Source organism: Bacillus sp. FSL E2-0195 (assembly GCF_038003645.1).
Lineage (GTDB): Bacteria > Bacillota > Bacilli > Bacillales > Bacillaceae_G > Bacillus_A > Bacillus_A mycoides.
On record NZ_JBBOPN010000001.1, the window covers coordinates 2,903,064 to 2,925,604 of the forward strand.

22 protein-coding genes, 1 pseudogene and 1 other annotated feature are annotated in these 22,541 nt (G+C 34.1%); of the genes and pseudogenes, 7 read left to right on the forward strand and 16 right to left on the reverse strand.

Features of this window, described 5'->3' with window-relative positions; genetic code table 11:
* Window positions 1-12: 12 nt before the first annotated feature.
* Window positions 13-1,227 carry an MFS transporter gene (locus MHH59_RS14975; RefSeq protein ID WP_340851641.1) on the reverse strand — a complete coding sequence of 405 codons (1,215 nt, stop codon included), beginning with the start codon at window positions 1,225-1,227 and terminating at the stop codon, window positions 13-15.
* A gap of 57 nt (window positions 1,228-1,284) precedes the next feature.
* A complete protein-coding gene (locus MHH59_RS14980; protein ID WP_003190247.1) occupies window positions 1,285-2,328 on the reverse strand; it encodes an ArsR/SmtB family transcription factor in 1,044 nt (347 codons plus the stop codon).
* A gap of 355 nt (window positions 2,329-2,683) precedes the next feature.
* Here MHH59_RS14980 and MHH59_RS14985 point away from each other — a divergent pair, with 355 nt between their 5' ends.
* A complete protein-coding gene (locus MHH59_RS14985; protein WP_340851643.1) occupies window positions 2,684-3,175 on the forward strand; it encodes a DinB family protein in 492 nt (163 codons plus the stop codon).
* Between the two features lie 236 nt (window positions 3,176-3,411).
* Here MHH59_RS14985 and MHH59_RS14990 read toward each other — a convergent pair whose 3' ends face one another.
* Window positions 3,412-3,561 (reverse strand): hypothetical protein, encoded by a 150-nt coding sequence (locus MHH59_RS14990; RefSeq protein WP_340853028.1) that lies wholly within the window; start codon window positions 3,559-3,561, stop codon window positions 3,412-3,414.
* A gap of 33 nt (window positions 3,562-3,594) precedes the next feature.
* On the opposite strand from MHH59_RS14990, the pseudogene MHH59_RS30850 reads away from it, so the two are divergent.
* A pseudogene (locus MHH59_RS30850) lies at window positions 3,595-3,741 on the forward strand (helix-turn-helix domain-containing protein); the annotation flags it as partial.
* Window positions 3,742-3,955: 214 nt separating this feature from the next.
* The gene (locus MHH59_RS15000; RefSeq protein ID WP_002165562.1) at window positions 3,956-5,149 is read left to right on the forward strand and encodes a nucleoside transporter C-terminal domain-containing protein; all 1,194 of its coding nucleotides are present in this window, start codon (window positions 3,956-3,958) and stop codon (window positions 5,147-5,149) included.
* Between the two features lie 77 nt (window positions 5,150-5,226).
* Here MHH59_RS15000 and MHH59_RS15005 read toward each other — a convergent pair whose 3' ends face one another.
* Both MHH59_RS15005 and proB read right to left on the reverse strand, forming a co-directional pair.
* On the reverse strand, window positions 5,227-6,474 hold the full coding sequence (locus MHH59_RS15005; protein ID WP_340851644.1) for a glutamate-5-semialdehyde dehydrogenase: 1,248 nt from the start codon (window positions 6,472-6,474) through the stop codon (window positions 5,227-5,229).
* Window positions 6,475-6,597: 123 nt separating this feature from the next.
* On the reverse strand, window positions 6,598-7,701 hold the full coding sequence (gene proB, locus MHH59_RS15010) for a glutamate 5-kinase (RefSeq protein WP_340851647.1): 1,104 nt from the start codon (window positions 7,699-7,701) through the stop codon (window positions 6,598-6,600).
* Between the two features lie 145 nt (window positions 7,702-7,846).
* Window positions 7,847-8,057: a binding site (T-box leader), on the reverse strand.
* Between the two features lie 339 nt (window positions 8,058-8,396).
* On the opposite strand from proB, the gene proC reads away from it, so the two are divergent.
* Entirely contained in the window at window positions 8,397-9,215 is an 819-nt protein-coding gene (gene proC, locus MHH59_RS15015) for a pyrroline-5-carboxylate reductase (protein ID WP_002168136.1), read from the forward strand.
* Window positions 9,216-9,754: 539 nt separating this feature from the next.
* Here proC and MHH59_RS15020 read toward each other — a convergent pair.
* Window positions 9,755-10,786, reverse strand: coding sequence for a fatty acid desaturase (locus tag MHH59_RS15020; RefSeq protein WP_061688459.1), 1,032 nt, complete (start codon window positions 10,784-10,786; stop codon window positions 9,755-9,757).
* Window positions 10,787-11,402: 616 nt separating this feature from the next.
* Between MHH59_RS15020 and MHH59_RS15025 the strand changes: the two genes are divergently transcribed.
* A complete protein-coding gene (locus MHH59_RS15025) occupies window positions 11,403-11,993 on the forward strand; it encodes a hypothetical protein (protein WP_003190229.1) in 591 nt (196 codons plus the stop codon).
* Window positions 11,994-12,469: 476 nt separating this feature from the next.
* Here the strand turns inward: MHH59_RS15025 and MHH59_RS15030 are convergent, their stop codons facing one another.
* The 7 genes from MHH59_RS15030 to MHH59_RS15060 all read right to left on the reverse strand — a co-directional run bounded on the left by MHH59_RS15030 (window position 12,470) and on the right by MHH59_RS15060 (window position 19,871).
* A complete protein-coding gene (locus MHH59_RS15030; protein ID WP_340851648.1) occupies window positions 12,470-13,570 on the reverse strand; it encodes an ABC transporter ATP-binding protein in 1,101 nt (366 codons plus the stop codon).
* 61 nt (window positions 13,571-13,631) lie between these two features.
* Complete coding sequence (locus tag MHH59_RS15035; RefSeq protein ID WP_002110510.1) at window positions 13,632-14,339, reverse strand: HAD family hydrolase; 708 nt, start codon at window positions 14,337-14,339, stop codon at window positions 13,632-13,634.
* Window positions 14,332-15,759, reverse strand: coding sequence for a CehA/McbA family metallohydrolase (locus tag MHH59_RS15040; protein WP_002165549.1), 1,428 nt, complete (start codon window positions 15,757-15,759; stop codon window positions 14,332-14,334). The genes MHH59_RS15035 and MHH59_RS15040 overlap by 8 nt, the downstream gene beginning before the upstream one ends.
* Before the next feature lie 79 nt (window positions 15,760-15,838).
* Window positions 15,839-17,200, reverse strand: coding sequence for an extracellular solute-binding protein (locus MHH59_RS15045; protein ID WP_340851649.1), 1,362 nt, complete (start codon window positions 17,198-17,200; stop codon window positions 15,839-15,841).
* A gap of 25 nt (window positions 17,201-17,225) precedes the next feature.
* Window positions 17,226-18,044, reverse strand: coding sequence for a carbohydrate ABC transporter permease (locus MHH59_RS15050; protein ID WP_002110514.1), 819 nt, complete (start codon window positions 18,042-18,044; stop codon window positions 17,226-17,228).
* A 10-nt stretch (window positions 18,045-18,054) separates the two neighbouring features.
* Window positions 18,055-18,921, reverse strand: a complete 867-nt coding sequence (locus tag MHH59_RS15055; protein ID WP_002165547.1) for a carbohydrate ABC transporter permease — start codon at window positions 18,919-18,921, stop codon at window positions 18,055-18,057.
* A gap of 161 nt (window positions 18,922-19,082) precedes the next feature.
* Window positions 19,083-19,871 carry a DeoR/GlpR family DNA-binding transcription regulator gene (locus tag MHH59_RS15060; RefSeq protein WP_002127921.1) on the reverse strand — a complete coding sequence of 263 codons (789 nt, stop codon included), beginning with the start codon at window positions 19,869-19,871 and terminating at the stop codon, window positions 19,083-19,085.
* A 354-nt stretch (window positions 19,872-20,225) separates the two neighbouring features.
* Between MHH59_RS15060 and MHH59_RS15065 the strand changes: the two genes are divergently transcribed.
* Both MHH59_RS15065 and MHH59_RS15070 read left to right on the forward strand, forming a co-directional pair.
* Window positions 20,226-20,708, forward strand: a complete 483-nt coding sequence (locus tag MHH59_RS15065; protein WP_002127922.1) for a DUF2975 domain-containing protein — start codon at window positions 20,226-20,228, stop codon at window positions 20,706-20,708.
* 10 nt (window positions 20,709-20,718) lie between these two features.
* Window positions 20,719-20,934, forward strand: coding sequence for a helix-turn-helix domain-containing protein (locus tag MHH59_RS15070; protein ID WP_000974615.1), 216 nt, complete (start codon window positions 20,719-20,721; stop codon window positions 20,932-20,934).
* A gap of 41 nt (window positions 20,935-20,975) precedes the next feature.
* On the opposite strand, the gene MHH59_RS15075 is transcribed toward MHH59_RS15070, so the two are convergent.
* The 3 genes from MHH59_RS15075 to MHH59_RS15085 all read right to left on the reverse strand — a co-directional run bounded on the left by MHH59_RS15075 (window position 20,976) and on the right by MHH59_RS15085 (window position 22,464).
* On the reverse strand, window positions 20,976-21,287 hold the full coding sequence (locus MHH59_RS15075) for a hypothetical protein (protein WP_340851650.1): 312 nt from the start codon (window positions 21,285-21,287) through the stop codon (window positions 20,976-20,978).
* Between the two features lie 110 nt (window positions 21,288-21,397).
* Window positions 21,398-21,784, reverse strand: a complete 387-nt coding sequence (locus tag MHH59_RS15080) for a DUF3887 domain-containing protein (protein WP_002165545.1) — start codon at window positions 21,782-21,784, stop codon at window positions 21,398-21,400.
* Entirely contained in the window at window positions 21,781-22,464 is a 684-nt protein-coding gene (locus MHH59_RS15085) for a YhfC family glutamic-type intramembrane protease (RefSeq protein WP_002165544.1), read from the reverse strand. The genes MHH59_RS15080 and MHH59_RS15085 overlap by 4 nt, the downstream gene beginning before the upstream one ends.
* Between the last annotated feature and the right edge of the window lie 77 nt (window positions 22,465-22,541).

Consider the following 22,541-nt stretch of genomic DNA (forward strand, 5'->3'; position numbering starts at 1 on the left):
AAATTTTTTGAATTATGCTGTTTTCTCTTCAACTGCCTCATCTAAAAATTTAAAATATGGAAGTAATATTCCTATTAAAGAAGTGACGCATATAATCGCACCTATGATAAAGTATAGTGCTCTAACTCCCCACATTTCACTTAGTATGCCTCCTAATAACACACCTAACGGCATAGCGGATCGTATGAAAAATAATCGCACTGAAAATACTTGCCCTATCATATTGTTTGGTACTGTTTGTTGGCATATCGTCGTATTATGAACATTGAAAAATGAAATACAAATACCTGCAATTACTTCAATAATTACCGCAATTATAATACTGTGATTGAACCCTAGAGAAATGTATGTAAGGCCACCTATAAACAATCCTCCAAGCATAAGTATTCGCCGGCTTTTATATGTTACTTTTCCGACTAATATTGATCCAACTACATAGCCAAGTGGGAAACCGGCCATAAAATAACCGTATTCAGCATACCCTGCCGATAGTTCATCTTTAATGTAAGGAAGATTCGTAACCATCGTTACTCCTACTCCAAATTGAACGAATGTTAGAAAGATACCAAGCCAAACGATAACTGGTCTTGTGAAAAAATATGTAAATCCATGAAGAAACTGCTCTAGCCACGTTTTTCTAAGCTCTTGCTTTATCCTCTTTTCTCTAATGAAAAGCAACAACCCTCCACTAATGACTAGACAAATACACACAAAGAACAGTGTTAGCTTCATTCCAATAAAATGAATAACGATGCCACCTAATACTGGCGCAAGAAACATCATAAGACGAGTCATCCCATCAATATACCCATTTGCATTTTGAAGGTGCTCTTTACTTACAATGCTCGGTGTAATTGCTTGACTTGCAGGTGTATAAAGCGGTGTAATAAGTCCAACTATAATTTGAACAACATAAATGTGCCAAACTTCTATATTACCTGTAACTAGCATCGCCAAAGGTAGTAAAAATACGGACGCTCGTATCCATTGTGAAAAAATCATAATCCACTTTCGGCTCCATTTATCAATATATGGACCGCTTATAAGTTGTAGTATGAGCGACGGGATAAAATATAGTAACCACATGCTACTTAATGCTGTTTTTGATCCTGTTAATTCATAAACGAGAATTGAATTACATAACGTCCCGAAAGCCCCGCCTAATTCCGAAATCGCACTACCTATCCACATAAAAAAGAATGAACGGTTTTTCAATACACTCTTCACTATAGCTCACCAACTTTTCTATTAAATTCCTCCCTTTATGTACATTCTCGTTGTATATTATCTATTCAAAAATGCATCTAATTCTTTCGCTAAAGACTGCACTGCTTTCTTTCTCAACACATATTTTCCGTCTTGAATATCAACTAACTTTGCTGAACGTAAAAGTTTCAAATGATGATGTACTGTCGATTTTCCTAGTTGTAATCTTTCCGTTATTTCTTGCAGCGTACGCTCTTGTTCAAATAGTAGTTTTACAATACGAAGCCTTGCCTCGTCCCCGAGCGCCTTATGTTTATGAACTAAAAAATAACTCGGCTCATACGGATCTTCTGGATGTATACTTTCATTTGCGACTGGATAATGAAACACTTTCGTATCTTCAATATCAGCTTCTATGTTCCACGGTCTGTATGTAATTTGCGGGATAAGAAGTACGTGATGAACACTTGGCTCTGGCATATATGTAACTCCACCTGTAGCCCACTCGACAAACTCTTCCGGTTTCATCTTTTTATTCATTTCATTTTTCGCTTCATAATCTCGCTGTAGTATAGAAACAATTTCTTCTGCCTCTTTTTTTACAACACTGTCATACCAACCTGTCATAACGGCGATTAAATGCGTTTTTAGTTCGCGCACATCGGCATGACATACAAACTCTATATACGTAGAGAAAAACTGATGATCATGTGTCAGTTCCTTTAGTTCATGTATTACAGATACTTCTCCGCTTGCAGCTAAACGTCTTTTCGCTTGATACGCTTCTCCTAAAAACGGTAAACATATATACTTTAAATCTTCTTCTGAAAGTGAATCGATATTTGCAATAAACTGTGATAGATCCTGAAAATCTCCCTCATACAATAACTGAAGTAATGCTTTCCATGTATTATTTTCTTCTACGAACTGTAAATGCTCTCTCATCTCTACCGATAATGATTGTCTAATTTTTTCCCATTCACTTTGAGATTTTTCAAGCGTGTCGATTAACCTTTTATGAGTAACTGCCGCAATGCCAAGTGCACATTCGAAAAGTATCGAATACTTCATTTGAACGTTGTACGTTTCCCTCTTTCTACTCGTTACGTGAAAGACTTCCATTTAATCCCCTCCTTATTTGCTAATTATTAAATTCTATATTTATCGAATTATACCTTCTAATTTTTTAGAATTTTAAAATCTTCTGAAACTTTATATTGCTACAAATTTTTAAATTTAAGCTACAGTTAATTTTCTTGTTCAACTATGAGGCAGGTTTATTGAAGAGAAAGGAGAATTTATTGCAGTAAGAAAAATGATTTAGAAAGCCTAAGTTTGTTTCTGCAATTACTACAACGGCGCCGTATTGTTCTTTTAGAACCTTCTAAACATCAATCAGATGATAAGTAGGTACGTTTCTACCTAATTTATCTAACACTTATTGTTGGTCTATCTCATAGTTAAGGAGGCTATATGAATGGGTAAAAAAGAAATATTACAAAATGGGGTCAAGCAAGTTTTTTACGAAGAAGAATGGTATCCACCGATATCAGAAGCGTTAAAGAATCTTACTGCTGCACAAGCATGTTGGCACCCAGAAGGAACGGCCAGTAATACGATTTGGGAAAATGCAAACCATTTACTAATCTTTAAAGAGCGCTTACTTTCCCGCTTACATCAAGATGACACATTTGTTGCTCCACAAAATAATGATGACACGTTTGTCCAAGGTGGACCTAATGATGATGATGCTTGGCAACAAACAGTGAAGCGAACGCTCCAAGTACATAATGCCTTACGATCTTCATTAACATCCCTTCAAGAAGCAGAACTGGATCAACCAAGTCCGTCTCTACCAGTTTGGCAACAATATCTGAATATCCAATTGCATGATGCTTATCATACAGGTCAAATTATACAACTTCGTAAACTCCAAGGTTCATGGCCATCTCATCGTTCATATTTATAAGCAATGATTAAAGATGATAGACAAGCATATGATTCTACATTTAGCAGAATAAGTACAAAAAAAGCAAATGAGATTCTAACTCTCATTTGCCTTTTTGCATGCTGGAGAAACGTCCTGCAATGATTTATTAAGCTTAATTAAAATTCAACAAAGAATGTTCAATGGATAAAGTAAAACTTTAATTAGGCATTTACGGACCATTATCTCCCGCCTAACTTCCTTGCATTCACCGCTTATTAATTCATTTGTGCATCGTTCAATAGCCCAATTATTTCATTCAACATTTCTTCTGTAAAAGCACCTGCGCTAAAGTTCACTAATGCTCGTAATGGCATATCGTCCATCATTTCAGAGGCATCACTATCCCATCTAGCAGAAATAGTCACATTAAACCCTAGTTAGTTATTTATCTTCCCTTTTCAAAAAAGTTAATGACTTATACGAGATATTCTATAACCGAAATTTCTACATTACTAAATTTTCACGACCAAAGTCATTTTACAAAAGTCTTAAAAAAACATACGGGTATTTCACCTAAACAATTTAAAAATGGATGCAGTTATTAGTTGTCCCTTGTTCCGTCAATAGATTTATTTTGTCGCTTTACATTATTAATACATATCCTTTATAAAGCGGAAAAACATTAATTTTTAGTACATAAATCGAAATAGATTAACCCCAAACATAACTTAAATTCTTCATAACTTCTGATCATAATCCAAATTTGGAAGAATAGGGGCTTTTTTATATACAAATAATAAGCCTCAAGGAGTTGTTGACATGCATTTCATATTAAATATGTTAGGGATTTTCGTTGTAATATTAATCGTTTTCCTATGTTCGCCTAATAAAAGAAAAATAAAATGGAGACCAATTGTTATTCTAATAATATTGGAGCTTTTTATTACGTGGTTTATGTTAGGCACGAAATTGGGCAGTATTATCATTAATAAAATTGCGTCATTTTTCAGTTGGCTACTATCATGTGCGAATGAAGGAATTCGATTTGTATTTCCTTCAGCTATGGAAAATCAAACAGTTGATTTCTTCTTTAGCGCCTTACTTCCTATCATTTTTGTTATCACTTTCTTTGATATTCTTTCGTATTTTGGAATCTTAACTTGGATTATCGATAAAGTTGGTGCAATCATTTCAAAGATTTCTCGTTTACCAAAGTTAGAAAGCTTCTTTTCCATTCAAATGATGTTTTTAGGAAATACGGAAGCACTTGCAGTTGTTCGTGATCAATTATCTGTGTTAAAAGAAAATCGTTTGTTGACTTTTGGAATTATGAGTATGAGTAGCGTCAGCGGATCCATTCTTGGTGCTTATCTATCAATGGTTCCAGCAACATATATTTTCAGCGCTATTCCTTTAAACTGTATTAACGCATTAATCTTGGCTAATGTTTTAAATCCTGTAGAAGTTACTAAAGAAGATGATGTTATTTATTCACCTTCAAAAAATGAAAAAAAAGATTTCTTTTCTACTATTTCAAACAGTATGTTAGTTGGGATGAATATGGTTATTGTTATTTTAGCGATGGTAATTGGGTATGTAGCTTTAACAGCATGTTTAAATGGTATTTTAAGCTTTTTTGTAACAGGTTTAACAATTCAAAAAATCTTCTCTATTATCTTTAGTCCCTTTGCTTTTTTACTCGGTTTAACAGGCAAAGATGCTATGTATGTAGCTGAATTAATGGGGATAAAAATAACAACGAATGAATTTGTTGCAATGATGGATTTAAAATCAAACCTAAAGTCTTTACAACCACATACAATTGCGGTTGCAACTACATTTCTAGCTTCTTTTGCAAACTTTAGTACAGTAGGTATGATTTATGGAACTTACAATTCATTATTTGGCGGGGAAAAATCATCAATAATCGGTAAAAATGTTTGGAAGCTTCTTGTTAGCGGAATGGCTGTTTCCTTATTAAGCGCTATGCTTGTGGGGCTTTTTGTATGGTAAATGAATAATTGTAATAAGATGAAGACACTTAAACTGAATTGGGTGTCTTCATCTTATTACTTGTTCTTTTATAATTCTTATCCCCGAATCTGTCCATTCCCACGAATCACATATTTTGTGGAAGTTAATGCAGGTAACCCCATTGGTCCCCTTACGTGTAGCTTTTGTGTACTGATGCCAATTTCTGCGCCGAATCCGAATTCAGATCCATCCGTAAAACGAGTCGATGCATTATGATAAAGTGCCGCGGCATCAACAGATGTGAAAAATTTGCTGACGTTTTCCTCGTTCTCTGTAATAATCGCTTCGGAATGCATGGATCCATACGTATTTATGTGATGAATCGCTTCTTCCGTAGTGGAAACCACTTTAACTGCCAGTGTGAGAGATAAAAACTCTGTTTCCCAGTCTTCTTCTGAAGCTAATGCAATAGAAGAATCAATTGCCAATGCTTTATTATCACCACGTAGCTCCACGCCTCTTTCCTTCAAGGAAGAAAATAGCTCGCTACCAAATTGCTGCGCCCAATTCTCATGAAGTATAATCGTTTCAATTGCATTACATACAGATGGACGCTGCGTTTTTGCGTTTATAATAATATTAAATGCCATTTGTTTATCCGCTGTTTCATCAATGAAAATATGACAATTTCCCGCACCTGTTTCAAGTACTGGAACAGATGCTTCTCTCACTACAGTATCTATTAACTGCTTGCCGCCTCTTGGGATAAGAACATCCAAGTACTCATTCAATGTAAACAACTGCTTTGCACTATCGCGCGTTGTATCTTCTATGAGCTGTACACTTTCTGAAGGCAAACTTGTTTGTTTAAGCGCTCGGTGAATAACGCTAACGATGGCTTTGTTAGAATGAATAGCAGAAGAACTACCACGTAGTATTACTGCGTTTCCTGTTTTCAAGCAAATTGTAGCAGCATCCACTGTCACATTCGGCCTTGCCTCGTAAATCATTCCGACAACACCAAGTGGTACGCGCATCTCCTGAATAGATAGTCCATTTGGTCGTTCCCATGCACTAACACATTCTCCAACAGGATCACGTAAATCAATTAGTTGCTTAATACCTTCAGTCATATCAATGATACGCTGTTCATTCAGCATAAGACGATCAAGAAGAGAATCAGAAAATCCTTTCGCCTTCCCTTCTTCAATATCCCGTTTGTTTTCCTCTAAAATATAAGCTGTTTCTACTATCAGCTGATCAGCAATCGCAGCAAGTGCTTCGTTTTTTTGATTTGTAGATTTAAGTACAAGTTCTCTAGCGATTTTTTTCGCTTTTTGTCCCTTTGCTAACACTTCATTCATTTTCATTTCCTCCTTTTAAAAAGTTAATAAGTTAAAATTAAAGACTCGTTTATCTCCACCAACTAAGTGTTTCCCGCCTATGGAATTAAAGAATTTGAGCAGTGGACTCTGCCCTCGCTATTCTTAAAATGAAACCCAATGATCCCTATGGATAACTTCATAACTATGCCTTTCCCCTCTTGCTTGAATATCTTGGCTCTGCATACCTTTTAGATCCTTTAGTTCCTCTGCGCTATATGTGCATTGTCCTTTTCCTATTACGCGCCCTTGTTGCGTGATTACTTCCACGACTTCACCCACTTGGAAAAACCCTGACACATTTGTAACACCAGCAGGAAGAAGACTCTTACCATGCTGAATGATGGCAGAAGCTGCCCCCGCATCTACTTCAATTTGTCCGCTAACAAGCGAATGCAAGGCGATCCATTGCTTGTTCATCTTAATTACTTTTTGAGGAGCATTCCCGATATATGTTCCATCACCTTTGCCCTTCATAACATCTAAAAACTTCTCCTGTCCACATCCCGTTCCGATAAATACACTCACTCCAAGAGATAGTGCCGTCTTTGCAGCATCGATTTTTGATTTCATACCGCCAGTCCCAAGTTTTGAACCAGCATCTCCTGCAAGAGAAGCAATTTCTTCCGTTACCTCAGGAAGGAAATGATATTTTTTCGCATCCGCATTTTTCTGAGGATTTTGGTCATATAAACCGTTCACATCTGTAAAAATCATGAGCATATCTGCCGAAACAAGTCCGCTTACTAAAGCTGACAGCATATCATTATCACCGAACGTTAGCTCTTCTAAAGAAATGGAATCATTTTCATTGATTATAGGAAGAGCAGAACGGTTTAGTAGCTCTCCTAAAGTAGCGTAAGCGTTACTGTATTGTTCTTTTCTAGAAAAATCACTTCTCGTTAGTAAAAGTTGTGCAGTAACGATACCATATTTACGGAATTCCTCCGTGTATGCCTGCATTAATAAACTTTGCCCGACAGCCGCAGCAGCCTGTTTCCCTTTAATTGTCACAGGTCTGCTAGGATACCCTAGAGCAGAAAAACCTGCAGCGACTGCCCCGGATGTAATTAGTAAAACTTCATGCCCTTCCTCTTTCAATCGAGCCAATGCGGCAACGTGATCTGAAAGTTGTTCTTTAGAAATGCCTCCGTGACTATCTGCCAAGGAACTACTCCCAATCTTTACAACAATTCGTTGTTTTTTCACTTTTGTATCCCCCAAGTCTAAAATCAAAGTTTTTTATAAATTTCACTTCTATTCATACAGCTTACAGCGGCTTCTATTCTTATCAATGCTGCACCTAGCCTATTAAAGAGCAAAATAAAAATGACCACTTCGCCCTTAATAAAATAAAAAGGACGAAACGGTCATTGTTCCGCGGTACCACCTTAATTGATATACATAGATATCCACTTGGCGCCTATAACGCAGGCGAACGCCTAAACTTTCATTTAAGACTCAGGGATAGGTTCGATATATTCTATACGAGGAATCTTTCAGCCGGTGAATTCCACTCTCTTTCGCAAGAAGACATATGTACTATTTCCCTTCAACGATTTTCGGTTTAATTTTTTATATTATGCGATATAATTTGATTTGGTGTCAAGAAGTATTTTTAAAAATAAATAGAGCGGCAAGTTACTTGTATGAAATTATTACCCTACTGAATGAAAATACAAATCGATATAAGTTTAACTCATATTCATCAACATAAAACCTAAAATTAAAGTGTATATATTTACATATTGTCGAATATAATTGATTTTCAACTTTTGGTGTTGCAAAAAGGAATATATTCTCTTAGAATGTTTCTTTATATTGCATGGAGATGTTATTGTTATTTTAAGATAACAATTTCAAAATGATATAATTTATTATAAAAGGAGCAAGATTGAGTTATTATGGATAAACAAATTGGATTCATCGGTTGCGGAAATATGGGAATGGCTATGATTGGTGGGATGCTAAACAAAAAGATAGTGTCTGCAAATAATATTCTTTGTTCGGATTTAAACACTACGAATTTAAAAAATGCTAGTGAAAAATATGGGCTAACTACAACTACTGACAACAATGAAGTAGCTAAAAATGCTGATATTTTAATTTTATCAATTAAACCAGACCTATACGCATCAATCATTAACGAAATAAAAGAAATAATCAAAAACGATGTTATCGTCGTAACGATCGCTGCCGGGAAAAGCATTAAAAGTACTGAAGAGGCTTTTGCTAAAAAATTAAAGGTTGTAAGAGTAATGCCTAACACCCCTGCTCTTGTTGGAGAAGGAATGTCTGCGTTATGCCCTAATGAAATGGTGACAGAAAAAGATTTAGAAGATGTGCTAAACATTTTCAATAGCTTTGGTCAAACAGAGATCGTAAGCGAAAAATTAATGGACGTTGTAACATCTGTAAGTGGTTCGTCGCCAGCATACGTATATATGATTATAGAAGCGATGGCAGATGCAGCTGTATTAGATGGTATGCCTAGAAATCAAGCATATAAATTCGCTGCTCAAGCTGTGTTAGGCTCTGCAAAAATGGTACTAGAAACAGGCATACATCCAGGTGAATTGAAAGATATGGTTTGTTCTCCTGGCGGAACAACTATAGAAGCTGTAGCAACATTAGAGGAAAAAGGCTTACGAACAGCCATCATTTCAGCTATGCAGCGTTGTACGCAAAAATCTGTTGAACTATCTAGGCAAACTAAAAAGTAATAAATTAGTGTAAAGAAACCCACTTTAAATACATTCACATATCTTTAAACAGTTTTAGACTATATACACATTTCATTTACATACTCCTCCTGTTTCACCAGTAACTGAACGGACAAATTCAAGGGTAATTGAGTTTGTCTGTTTTGCATTTTATTATCCTAAAATAATTAGCCTGTTCTTATTATCATTTATTTAATAGCGTAATACCCTTTTATTATTAAGGGAACATCATTTTCATATGTATTTGCTGCAAATTTTATCAAGTTTTAAATCATACGTTTCTTGTAAGACATGATACACACCAGATGAAATATACTCAGAGACTAAGCATAATATCTATTGAAAAAAGTAATATCAATCGCCTCAAATTGTTAACATAATATTTTTATCGTCCTCTAATATTAATACCTACTATTCCTAATCCACCTCCATTACAATTTAAATCATTTAAGTTTTCTCCATCTCGTGCATCTACTAGTTAAACAAAAACTCCCCTTAAATCGAAAATGATTAAGGGGAGTCAGTCATATTTGATGAAGTTATAGTTCTGATTTTACTGGAATAGAAACATTGTTTTTCACTAATTTTTTAACGTCTTTAAAGCTAACAAAATTGTTGTTTTGCTCATCCCAAAGACGGAAACGGAGTGACCGCAAACTTGTAGCAAGAGTAATCGTTGGTACATTCTTTAAAGGAAGCGTATTATTGTGTGCCTCTTCTAGTTTATAGTTAGGTACTCTTGGACTTAAATGGTGAACATGATGAAATCCAATATTACCAGTTAAAAATTGCAAGATTTTAGGTAGTTTATAAAAAGAACTTCCTTCCACTGCCGCTTTCACATATTCCCACTCTTTATCTTCTTCAAAATAAGAATCCTCGAATGTGTGCTGTACGTAAAACAGCCAAATACCTATTGAACCTGCTATTAAGAATATGGAACCATGCACTAAAAGAAACGATTGCCATCCGAGTGTCCAGCAAAGTAACCCTACTAAAGCAACAATTAAAACATTCGTCAAATAGGTGTTCATGCGTTCCTTCTTTCTAGCACCTTTTCTGTTAAATCTATTTTTAAGCAGGAAAACATAAATCGGACCTAACCCAAACATAACCAATGGATTGCGATATAAACGATATGCTAAACGGAGTCTAAATGGCGCTGCTAAATATTCATTCACTGTAAGCGTCCAAATATCTCCTGTACCTCGCTTATCCAAATTACCACTTGTAGCGTGATGAACGGAATGCTCATGCCCCCATTGATCAAACGGGAATAAAGTTAAAACACCCATACATGTCCCTACTATTCTATTTACACGACGGCTTTTAAAGAAAGAATGATGGGTACAATCATGAAAAATAATGAAAACCCGTGTCATAAATCCAGCGGCTAACACAGCTGGAACTAATGCTAACCAATAAGAAACGGACAAACTTTTATAAGCAAGGTACCATAAGATAATAAATGGCACTACCGTATTGATGATTTGCCAAACACTTTTTTTTGCCGTTGATTTTTCAAAAGGAGCAACTTGTTTTTTTAAATTTTTAGTATTTTGTAAGGTCATTTTTTCTAATTCCTTTCCTTTATGTTGCTAATTCGTATTATAACACATTATTAGTAGTAGGTGTTATACGCAGGTATAATAAATATTTTATACTATGAAAATCTCTTTTTTCTTACTCATTCCTTACAAATTACTTACGTCCAGAATAGCTTCTATTATAGGATAGAAGGAGCATTTGTGCCGGAAATTTCGAAGTTTTTCCCAATAAATATATTAATTAAAAAGAAACACAGAATTTTTCCACTTCTGTACTGCCCCGTTTCCACAATCAGAAGTGAACTGTCCCATAAGTCAGTGTCACCGACTTTGATATGCTCCTCTTAGTTTCGTAATGTTCACTTGTTGCAATTGATTTTACCGGAACTGGATCTATTTCATGAAACTAATCAAATTACATTTCAAATAAAAAACTAGTCTATTTTGAAAACTTCCCTCACTTTTATTCTATATAAAATGTAAAAATTTAATGTCCGTTTATTTAATTTCAAATCTATGATATATTCAAAATATTAATCAAACAAAGTTAATAAAATGAAACTAAGGGAAATTTATGAAAAACACATTTTATATTTATACTAAAATCATATGTTTTTAGTATAGAAAGGAGATTCAAAATTTGAATAAGAATTTAACCAAAATTACATTAATAAGCGGTCTCGCTCTCATACTTTATCATTTTTTCAAATGGTATTTAGTTGAATTCCTTACCCCATTTGTTATGCCATTTCTTTCAATAATAGTTCATGGATTGTTTTTCTTAATATTAATTTTCACAATCATACATCTTATCAAATACAAAAACTGGAAACCGTTAATTATTCAATTAATCATAATAATTACTTGGATATGTATACCATTTAATGAGATTTATATAAATTTAGATTTTATTATCTATAAAGAAGACCGTGAAAAAGTTATAGCACTTATAGAACATAAAGAGTTAACTCCTAATGTTCATTATGATAGTAGACAAATTCATTTACCTACACAGTTTGCATCCACTTCCAAAAACGGTGGGGATGTAATTATTCAACAAAATAAAAATGGTATTTCTGTTTTCTTTTTTACTTATCGTGGTATATTAGATAATTTTTCAGGATTTATTTATACACCAAATGATACTAGACCAAACAAATACGACTTTAATAATGAATATAAAGAAATCACAAAAATAGAAAAAAACTGGTATTATGTGACATCATATTAAAGAACACAAAAATTTTCTTTTAATTATATTAAAAACATACCGTATTTATAGAAAGGGAATGCTTGTATACTATATACTGATCTGTACTGCATTCCCTAATTAGGCCCGATACGAATTCTTGTCGTATTAGCTCATTCAAGGTGATGCATTTTTTTTACAAGCGATACATCTTTTTTATCATATACGTCGCTTTAACACCACTCAATATAGAGGGTGCTGTTTCAAATGACTCGAACCTTAACATAGGAGTAGCATCACACATCCATCAACTTAAGAATTTTCTCGTTTTGGATTATTTGTTTTTCTCAGCTTGATTGTGACAGGGCACTGCCAACAAAAAGCGATTTTCGTACGCTAAGCGATCTTTTATATAAAAAAGCCGATTCCCTGTAATCTAAAGGATAATCGGCTTTTTGCTATTCATTTATTTGTAGTAGTTGAAGAAATTCTAAAGGTATAATCATATTAATTATTATCTAAAAAACAATTCGTTTCTCAGTTTCTGAATCAAAGTAATGCACTTTGTCCATGTTTAAACCTAGATCTATATTAGATTGACTTTGCACATCTAAAGATGTGTCCACACGTGCAACAAAGGATTGGCCATTAATGTTAGAATATAGATATGTTTCTGCCCCCATTAATTCTGCTACATCAATACATACCATTACTTTTGTGTTATATGGTAAATCCTCGATTTCTTTTCCATAATAAAAGTCTTCTGGACGTATTCCTATTATGATTTCTTTATTCGTATAGCTCTTATTTCGCAAGCCTTTCATCTTCTCTTCTGGCACTTCAATTTTCCACTTATCAATCATAACTGCATTATCTGTTAATACTCCTTTGAAAAAATTCATTCCAGGAGAGCCAATGAATCCGCCGACAAATACATTCTCTGGATTATCATACACTTCTTTCGGTGTACCGACTTGCTGTATAATCCCATCTTTTAGTACAACTAAGCGCGTCGCCATCGTCATAGCTTCAATTTGATCATGCGTGACATATACAGATGTCGTTTGCAGCTGCTTGTGTAATTTTGTAATCTCAGCACGCATTTGAACACGCAACTTCGCATCTAAGTTTGATAAAGGCTCGTCCATTAAAAATACTTTTGCATTTCGAACAATCGCTCGGCCTAAGGCAACACGCTGACGTTGCCCACCTGAAAGTGCTTTTGGCTTTCGGCTTAAATACTGCTCAAGTCCAAGAATTTTTGCTGCATGTTGCACACGCTGGTCAATTTCTTCTTTACTATATTTTCGTAGTTTTAATCCAAACGCCATGTTTTCATACACACTCATATGCGGATAAAGCGCATAGTTTTGAAATACCATTGCAATATCTCTATCTTTCGGTGTAACATCATTTACACGCTTTCCATCAATATAAAAGTCGCCCTCTGAAATCTCCTCAAGTCCTGCAATCATACGTAATGTTGTAGATTTCCCACACCCTGAAGGGCCAACCAAAACGATAAATTCTCCATCATTTACTTCTAGGTTAAAATCTTTTACGATTGTCACATCATGATCATATTTTTTGTAAATGTTTTTGAATGATAGTTGAGCCATAATATCCTCCTAGAATTCGAGCTATATTTATAGATATTGTTAAAAATTATGATGACATGAATTATAAAATCTTCGAAATATCCTTCATACTGTTTAAAATATAATCCGCTTTTCCTTCTAAATCTTCCTTCCTGCTCGCACCCGATAAGACGCCTACTACTTTAATGTTACTATTTCTTGCAAATGTAACGTCTGTTAATGTATCACCTACCATAAGCACATCTTCTTCAGTTAGTGAAAATTTTTCTTTAAACATATGATAAAAGTCACTTTCAGGTTTTGTTCTATTCACACCATCATCTGCACCTAAAAAATCTACATAATCATATAACTCAGTCATTTTCAGAGAATGAATAGCTGCATCAACATCGTCTGCCGTAACAACCCCAATAATATATTCATTGTCTTTTAAATATCGTAACGTTTCCTTTGCACCTTCCACTTCTGTAAATACAAGATCATCTGCAGTAGAGTACTTTTTGAATAGAAGACATACATTTTGAATAAAACCCTCTTTATTCACATGTTGATTTTCTAGCAACGAATACCATGCAGCCGCAATAAAGTAATTTGTGCGACAAGCTAGTAAACTCGTACTCTCAAAATCGTTATCATTCATACCAATAATCGTTAAGTAGTCATCTCGTTTACTTTTTTCATTTGGATACGTTTGAAATATATCATCTAACACACGATGCACAATTTTGTACCAAACTGAATCTAACTGTATTAATGTTCCATCTTTATCAAAAATAATCGCTTTATTCACCTTTTATTCCCCCTATAACTTCATTCCATGTTTTTATATTTTTAATCTGAACTTTATTATGAATAGGATTAATAAACGCTACTAATTCGTCCTCTTCCCATCCCTCAACTCTAGCGTACGCCCCTTCATTTAAAGAGAATGCAAAAGTTGCATCGCTGCCGTATTCTTTTTCAATCGTTCTTCCATTTATAAGTAGTCTCCACTCACACGGTTTATCTGTTTGAACGTTATAAACAATATTTCCTTTAGCCTCATCGCCGACAGCAATCGTTTCACCTTCGTTTTGAATATCTATCGCTAGTTTTCTAAATCGAGAGAAATAAATTCTTCCGTTTTTGATCGCAAATTTCAAGTTTTTAATTGATAAACCGTTACATAATACATATGTTCCTGGATCACCGTAAATGGATGGGTCTTTTGATCCTGGGAATGTTTTAGACGGATGTAAATGAGAGTCACTTCCTCCTATTCCCCAGATTTTAAGACCATTTGACCACATTTGATCGAAACAACGTAAAGCTTCTAAAGTAGATGATTTACTTTTTTTATAAGTTGGATCACACATAATTTCCATCGTATGAACATTTTCTAAATTAATATTAACTTGGTTCGCCCAAGGCTTCATAAATGGATGATTCACACTCAATAAATAGCCTTTTTCTTTCATGAGTGAAAATAGTGCATTCATTTTTTCAGCGCTAAATGATTCATCTATATACTCTGTAAAATCAATGAATTCTCTTATACCAAATATGTTGTAATGACCATAAGGAGTTGTAAGTTCCATAGATGGTATAATTAATGTGTTTCCTTTTTGATATGATGGCATAACAATATTGTGCTCCGTCGCATATAAAAAATCTAATTCTTGTTTTTCACATACTCCCATTCCAAGTTCATCATCTATCTCGCCATCTGTTAAATCTGTATGTTCATGAAAATCCCCTTTGTACCAGCGATGTTCTTCATTTACTACCTTATTAAAACGGTCTTCATCGATAAAAACATTGCCCTTACAAAAATGCTCTCTATTATACTTTCGCTCCAACTGATCATTCACTTCTATATTTACTGTATAGTCAACTTTTTCCCCAGTAAATTTCACTACTTTCTTTGCACAATGAGGGATATATACGACTTCTAATTCCCAATTACCTGACTGTATGTCTCCTCCAATACAACCAGCAGAACAAAACTTTGAATCTTTCGAAACGACTAGTTTTTCATTTACAATTGGAGTTTGATATTGTATACGTACATAACCGTTAGGATCTCTTAAGATTAGTAAAAGCGGAATTTTTCGGCTATCCCCTTGATCAATTGTTAATGTAAAGTTTGTAATATCAGTTTCATCCATTTGGAAACAGTGTTTATTTTTTACGAATGGAGAGAGTGTTATCGTACTTGTTATTTCGATCATAGTTCTCACACCTTTTCAAGTGAATTTTAGAGGCACTTCCTTCGTTCAAAAGCACCTCACGTTCGTACTACAAACAGGTTTACTTCTTCTTTTTCAAAACTTTATCTAACTCTTCTTGCGCAACTTTAGCTGCTTCATCTAATGCTTTCTTTGCTGGAACCCCTTCAATCTCTACTTTATCTTTTGCTACATTTAAAGCGTCATTGATTTTTCCGCCCGTTGGATCTACAAATGGTCCCACTCCATTATTGTTGGCTTGTTCTAACGGAACTAATGCTTGTGGTTGTTTTTTAACAAATTCAGCATATGGACCGTACTCTGTTACATTGTTACGAACAGGAATATAGCCTGTTGCCATTGACCATTCAGCCGTTTTCTCCGTACTTGTCGCAAATTTCATAAAGTCATATGCACCTTTCGCTACTTCTGGATCAATATTTCTCGTTAATGTGAATAAATATGTTTCTAATTTTGGCGCTGGTTTATTATTACCCCAAGCTGGTTGTGGCAATGCGTCAAACGTGTTAAGACGTTCTTCTTCCGTCATTCCTTTACCTAATGATTTGAAAACAAATCCTTGGTCACCAGATGATCCTGTAAACCCTAATGTTCTGCCTTCTACTAAATCAATTACTGTTTTATCCCAATATTCCCATCCAGTACCACCTGAATGTATTTTCATAATTTTATCTTCATGAAGCCATGTGCGGAATTCCTCCCATACCGTAACCCAAGTATCATCGTTAATTAATACTTTTTTACCATCTTCACTTAATACATTACCGCCAGCACTGCGAACTGCATCAATTAAGTTTGACGTCCCCCACATTGGCATCCAGCCAGCATATGAAACATTTCCGTTTTCACCACGTTTTGCGACTGTTTTTGCTACCTTTTCTACACCTTCCCACGTCTTTAAATCCTCTTTTGTAAAGCCATTCTCCGCCAATGCTTTTTTATTGTAATAAAAAATTTGCGTTGTACCGTAAAACGGAATGCCATATAACTTCTCGTCAATTGTTGCTTGCTCTATAAATCCTTTTCCGTAATCTTCCTTTTTTAAATTGGTATCATTTTTAACATATTCATCTATAGGTACGATTAACTGTTTTTTAGCATATTCTTGAATGACATCAGAACCTATTAATGCAATTGCTTCTTGGTTATTCGCTGCAAATCCACTTTGTAGCTTTTGATATGACTCATCGTAGCTACCCGCTTTTGTCGTTTTCACTACATATTTGTCCTGACTTTTATTGTATCCTTCCACAATCTTATCTACACGATCTGCAAGAGAGCCCCCTACTCCATTAATGAATGGAACAACAACCTTCTCCCCTTCTTTACTCGCTTTAACCGTACTTCCTTTTCCACCTGAACAACCCGCAAGTGCACTAACAAACAATGTTAAAACTGTTAGAAGCATGAATAGTTTTTTCATCCCACATATCTCCTTTACTATTTAATTACCCCTTTATTCCTGAATCAGTAACACCAGATAAGAACCATTTTTGTAGAATTAAAAATACGATTAAGAGCGGCACCGTTGCGATTGTACTTGCAACCATAATGTGTGACCAATCTCGTCCTAAAGAACTATTAATGAAATAATCAGCAATTCCATTCGTAATTAGTTTTTGTGTATTATCTTTCAAAATAAGAGCTGGCCAAATGTAATTATTATAGTTACCAATAAATGTGACCAATCCTAGAGTTACAAATGATGATCGTGTCATTGGAAAAATAATCTTCCAAAGAATTCGCCAATCACTCGCTCCGTCAATTTTGGCTGCTTCTACTATTTCAAAACCAACTTTATGGAACGTTTGTTTCAAATAGAAAATACCGAATACGCTAACAGCCATAGAAATCATGTATCCAAAATGTGAATCAAGCAAACCAAATTTCCCTAACATTACATATACAGGAACATACGATACAGCTCCAGGGATCATATAGGTTGCCATCACAACACTAAACGTAATATTCTTGCCTTTAAACTTATAAAATGCCAACATATAAGCAAAAAGCGCTGACGAAACAAGTACATATATAGTAATGATGAAAGAAGTATAGAAACTATTAAATAAATATGTGCTAAATGGAAGTATATCTAATACTTGCTGATAATTTTCCCAGTGAAATTCTTTAGGCCAAAAACCTCCTTGTAATACTTCACTAGATGTTTTAAACGAACCAAGCACCATCCATATGAATGGAAAAATAAATAGTATACTTGATAACGCTAGAAAGAGATGCTTTACGATTAATGGACCTTTTTTCATATTATTCACCTTAATAGTTCACCCACTTGTCACCTATTATTTTGTTTATAACAGATAGTAGTATTGTAATGATTAGTATGATAAATGCGATTGCTGTTGCAGATCCCATATCAAATTGTTCAAACCCTTGTTGGAAGAATAAATAAAGTAACGTACGCGTCGAACCACTAGGTCCACCTTGTGTTAAAATTTTTATTTGATCGTAAGCCTGCACTGAAGAAATTGTATTGACAACAACTAAGAAGAAAGTTGTTGATGAAACCATTGGCAGTGTTACATATCGAAATTTCTGCCATGAATTTGCTCCATCAATACTAGCTGCTTCATATAAACTATCTGGAACTTTTTCTAATGCGCCAATATAGAAGATCATCGTCCAACCAACTAATTTCCAAACTGTCACAATAATGACTGCTAACATCGCTGTTTGACTACTTTGAAGCCAGTCCAAACCTGGTATCCCAAAAAAGTTTAGAACTTTATTAATAACTCCAAATTGAGGTTCATATAAAAGTGACCACACAATGGATACAGCTATTGTTGGCGTTACCCAAGGTGAAAAAATCATTAATTGGTACAATGCAGAACCTTTAAATTTTTTTCGGAAGAATAATGCGAATCCTAAACCTAATGCAATCGTTGGAATCACTGTTCCAATTCCGAAATAAAACGTATTTAGCAATGCTTGCATAAAAGAATCTTGTGTAAATAAATTGAAATAGTTTTCTAAACCAACAAAGTTAAAATCATTCGTCATAAAATCCCAATCAGTAAAACTAATACCTAAGCTAATGAAATTCGGAATAATCCAAAACAATATTAGAGGTATTCCAACTGGTAGTAAAAAGAACACAGCTTTCGATAGTTTTATTTGCATTCTTGCCACCTCCTAATTCATATTGTACGAGTATATTATTAACACAATGTTGTTAATTTGTTAACTAATTGTAAAAACAACAAATAAACAAAATAAAACAACATATAAACAAAAAGAAGACTATTTCTCAACTTACTAAGAAATAGTCTTCTTTTTGTTTTCTATACTGTTATTACTTCTACCCCATTACTTGTTAACACATTGTGCCACGCCTCATCGAGCTTAGCGTTTGTATATAATGCATCGATGTCACTGAAATTCCCGCTTTTATAGAACTTTGTTAAATTAAACTTTGACTCATCAGCCATCATGACAACTTGTTTTGCATTATTCTTTAACTGCTTATATATTTGTGCATCTTCAATATACGAACATGTTAGTTCTTTTTCTAAAGAAATTCCATCACAAGAAGCAAATAACTTATTAACAGTGAAATGGTCAAGATAGTTTAACGTCATTTCTCCAGACAATGCTAATGAATTTGTATTCAATATTCCTCCAATGACTATTAACCTGCAATCAAAGGAATCATATTGTTCTTTAAGCTCAATAATTTTATTAACAGCTGGTATCGAGTTTGTTAAAATCGTCAAATTCTTTTTATCGTGTATGTAATCCAAAATTTGCATTGTGGTTGTCCCAATTTCAATTGCGATAATATCATTATCTTCTACGAGTTTACTTGCTTCCATTGCAATTTTTCGTTTTTCTTCAATATTCTCAGCTCGGCGCCTATCAAAATGAAATTCTAGTGTTTGATCTTTTTTCTTAATTGCACCACCATGTATTTTCGTAAGCTGCCCTTCCTTGTGCAACATATCTAAATCTCTTCGTATCGTTTCTGTTGTAACATTTAGTACCTTCGCTAAATCATTTACCATAACTCGGTTGTACTTTTCTAACTCATCTAGTATGTGTTTTCTACGTTCAAATTGCGTGTACGATTTCATTTCATTAACACCTCTTCAAATTACGAAAAATATTGTTTTTCTAAAAACTCTTATTATTAGAACGACTTAATCGTTACTTTTAACATAACATCATTTACAGAAAGAAGGAACGATTATCTGTACTATATTTCGTCAAAGGAACAATGGTATATATCACCATATTCACCATACTTTTTTATTACAAGAAGTCTATTTGTTTTGCACCCTTTTTTATAAAGAGCAGTACTTTTTATTTTCATCTGAAATTCAAATTTACTTAACAATAAAAACACGATCATAATAAATAAAAATTTATTGTTAAACGATAAATTTCATGTTAGATTAAATAGATAATTAATAAATGAGGTGCTTTATATGAAACAAAGATCAACACTCTTTTTAAAGACAGCTATTATTCTGATTGGAATCCCTGTTCTTGCTTTGTGTATATTTTTAGTTCCTAACATAGGGAATTATGCAGCGGAATTGTATCCCGATATTGCATATATAAAATATCTTATTTTAATCAATCTGTATGCAACGGTGGTACCTTTTTATTTCGCTCTGTATCAAGCTTTTAAACTTGTAAGCTTCATTGATAAGGGTAACGCTTTCTCGAAATTATCTGTTAGAGCTTTAAAGAAGATAAAACAATGTGCAGTAACAATCAGTATTTTATATGTGGTAGGTATGCCACTCTTCTATCTTGTGGCGGAAAGAGATGATGCACCAGGTATTATTATACTTGGCATGCTCCTAATCTTTGCTTCAATGGTTATCGCAGTCTTTGCTGCCGTTCTCCAAAGACTTTTAAAAGATGCGATAGATATAAAATCAGAAAATGATTTAACGGTCTGAGGTGAATAACATGGCAATAATAATTAATATTGATGTAATGCTAGCGAAAAGAAAAATGAGCGTAACTGAACTTTCAGAGAAGGTTGGAATTACAATGGCTAACCTTTCTATATTAAAAAATGGAAAAGCAAAAGCAATTAGAATTACAACTTTAGATGCTATTTGTAAAGCATTAGAATGCCAACCTGGGGATATTTTAGAATATCAACCTGAAGATACCGAATAAAAAAGAGTCCTTCTTGTATGAAGGACTCTTTTTATTGCTCATTACGGCGCAAAATTTATTTGACCAGTAAACAATAAGATAATCGCGATAATCCAAAATATAAAAAATGATGAGGACAGTACTAATGAAATAATAGCTATCCCCTTCTTCTCTGTTTTTTTCGTCATTGTGATTATTGAAAGTATAATACCTACCCCTGTCAGAGTAATCGTTACATAACCTCCAACTATATTTCCCGCATTCGCTATTCTCGTCGGAGTTATAAAAACGAATAAAAAACACATAATTCCGATGAGTAAAGATATATAGCTTATTATGCTGTACTTCTTTTTGGAAACTATTTCTGTTTTCATAATTACCCACCCCTTCTATATAGCTATGAGTTCATATTAGCATGAATAACCATAATTTGGTTAAAATAATAAAAAACAGATAAAGCGGACACTTCCACTTTATCTGTTTTTTATTTAATATATAAACCTGCTATTTCTTCTTTATCATTATAAGTTACGATAAAGGTACGTTGTTCTTTACTATATTTCGCTACAAGAACAACTGTATATAAACCATCTTTTTCTTCAATCGACTTTTTTTCAATCTTTTCGAATGTACCAGTTTTTTCAATTACAGGCGTAAGATCTTTCATTTTCTCCTCTGATAATGCAGTTTTCATCTTGCTATCAAATTTTTCATGCACTTCTTTATACTTAGATTCATTTAGTAACGTTACAATTTCTTCCGCTTTCGGAATAAACTTTTTTGAAGTACTTTCATCTACTTTATTACCAGTACATGCTGCAAGTGCGAACGCCGCAATAGCACTTATAATAATGAGTAACATTCTTTTCATTTTAATACACCCTTTCTTTTTAAGATGAAACTATAACTAAATACAAGTAACGCACAAATTGCTATTGTAACTTCTACAGTAAATATAGCCCTATTTGCTGGTACGTATAGCGGTATGATGCCTGCTAGTGCATTTACAGTCCCATGGATGAAAATTGCATATACAACATAACGAAATTTCTTTTGGACAACTGCTTGCAATACAATGAATGACAGACCGACATGGATTAACATCGCAAAGATACGTTCCACTCCACCGACAAAATAACTATCCGTATTTCCGCTAACTGTTTGCGATAATAATAGAGATACTACTGGAATACCGACTATCAACACAGCTTCAATACCACCGTGCCCTACTCCGAATAAAAATCCTGACTGCCAATCTCGTTGTTTCATAAAATAGCGCATTGCAATAAAACGAGCTATCTCTTCAAAAATACCAGCTGACAAACTAAGCATAATCGCAAATAATATAGGCTGCATGACACTAAACATTGAAAAAGCTGTGCTATTTCCATTTAAATAATTCAGTATTGGTATACGGATTAAAATTTGTGATACAACAAATGCCAATACGCCTAGCATATACGGGATATAGCGTTTCTTCCAAAAAGCATATAAAAGTGCAACAAGCGGTAACCCTATACTTATAAACGCTGTAAAAATAAGACCATTCATCTCGTTTCACCTCTTACTTGAAGTGTATAAAAACGATTGAAGAAAGTATGTAGTTATTTCTTATTCGGTTTGATTTC

Coding starts and splice junctions, on each gene's coding strand:
- MHH59_RS14985 (WP_340851643.1), top strand. CDS start 2,684: ATGGGTAAAAAAGAAATATTACAAAATGGGGTCAAGCAAGTTTTTTAC.
- proC (WP_002168136.1), top strand. CDS start 8,397: ATGGATAAACAAATTGGATTCATCGGTTGCGGAAATATGGGAATGGCT.
- MHH59_RS15005 (WP_340851644.1), bottom strand. CDS start 6,474: ATGAATGAAGTGTTAGCAAAGGGACAAAAAGCGAAAAAAATCGCTAGA.
- MHH59_RS15055 (WP_002165547.1), bottom strand. CDS start 18,921: ATGCAAATAAAACTATCGAAAGCTGTGTTCTTTTTACTACCAGTTGGA.
- MHH59_RS15075 (WP_340851650.1), bottom strand. CDS start 21,287: ATGAAAACAGAAATAGTTTCCAAAAAGAAGTACAGCATAATAAGCTAT.
- MHH59_RS15060 (WP_002127921.1), bottom strand. CDS start 19,871: ATGAAATCGTACACGCAATTTGAACGTAGAAAACACATACTAGATGAG.
- MHH59_RS15065 (WP_002127922.1), top strand. CDS start 20,226: ATGAAACAAAGATCAACACTCTTTTTAAAGACAGCTATTATTCTGATT.
- MHH59_RS15040 (WP_002165549.1), bottom strand. CDS start 15,759: ATGATCGAAATAACAAGTACGATAACACTCTCTCCATTCGTAAAAAAT.
- MHH59_RS15080 (WP_002165545.1), bottom strand. CDS start 21,784: ATGAAAAGAATGTTACTCATTATTATAAGTGCTATTGCGGCGTTCGCA.
- MHH59_RS15000 (WP_002165562.1), top strand. CDS start 3,956: ATGCATTTCATATTAAATATGTTAGGGATTTTCGTTGTAATATTAATC.
- MHH59_RS15045 (WP_340851649.1), bottom strand. CDS start 17,200: ATGAAAAAACTATTCATGCTTCTAACAGTTTTAACATTGTTTGTTAGT.
- MHH59_RS15030 (WP_340851648.1), bottom strand. CDS start 13,570: ATGGCTCAACTATCATTCAAAAACATTTACAAAAAATATGATCATGAT.
- MHH59_RS15050 (WP_002110514.1), bottom strand. CDS start 18,044: ATGAAAAAAGGTCCATTAATCGTAAAGCATCTCTTTCTAGCGTTATCA.
- MHH59_RS15020 (WP_061688459.1), bottom strand. CDS start 10,786: ATGACCTTACAAAATACTAAAAATTTAAAAAAACAAGTTGCTCCTTTT.
- MHH59_RS14980 (WP_003190247.1), bottom strand. CDS start 2,328: ATGGAAGTCTTTCACGTAACGAGTAGAAAGAGGGAAACGTACAACGTT.
- MHH59_RS15070 (WP_000974615.1), top strand. CDS start 20,719: ATGGCAATAATAATTAATATTGATGTAATGCTAGCGAAAAGAAAAATG.
- MHH59_RS15085 (WP_002165544.1), bottom strand. CDS start 22,464: ATGAATGGTCTTATTTTTACAGCGTTTATAAGTATAGGGTTACCGCTT.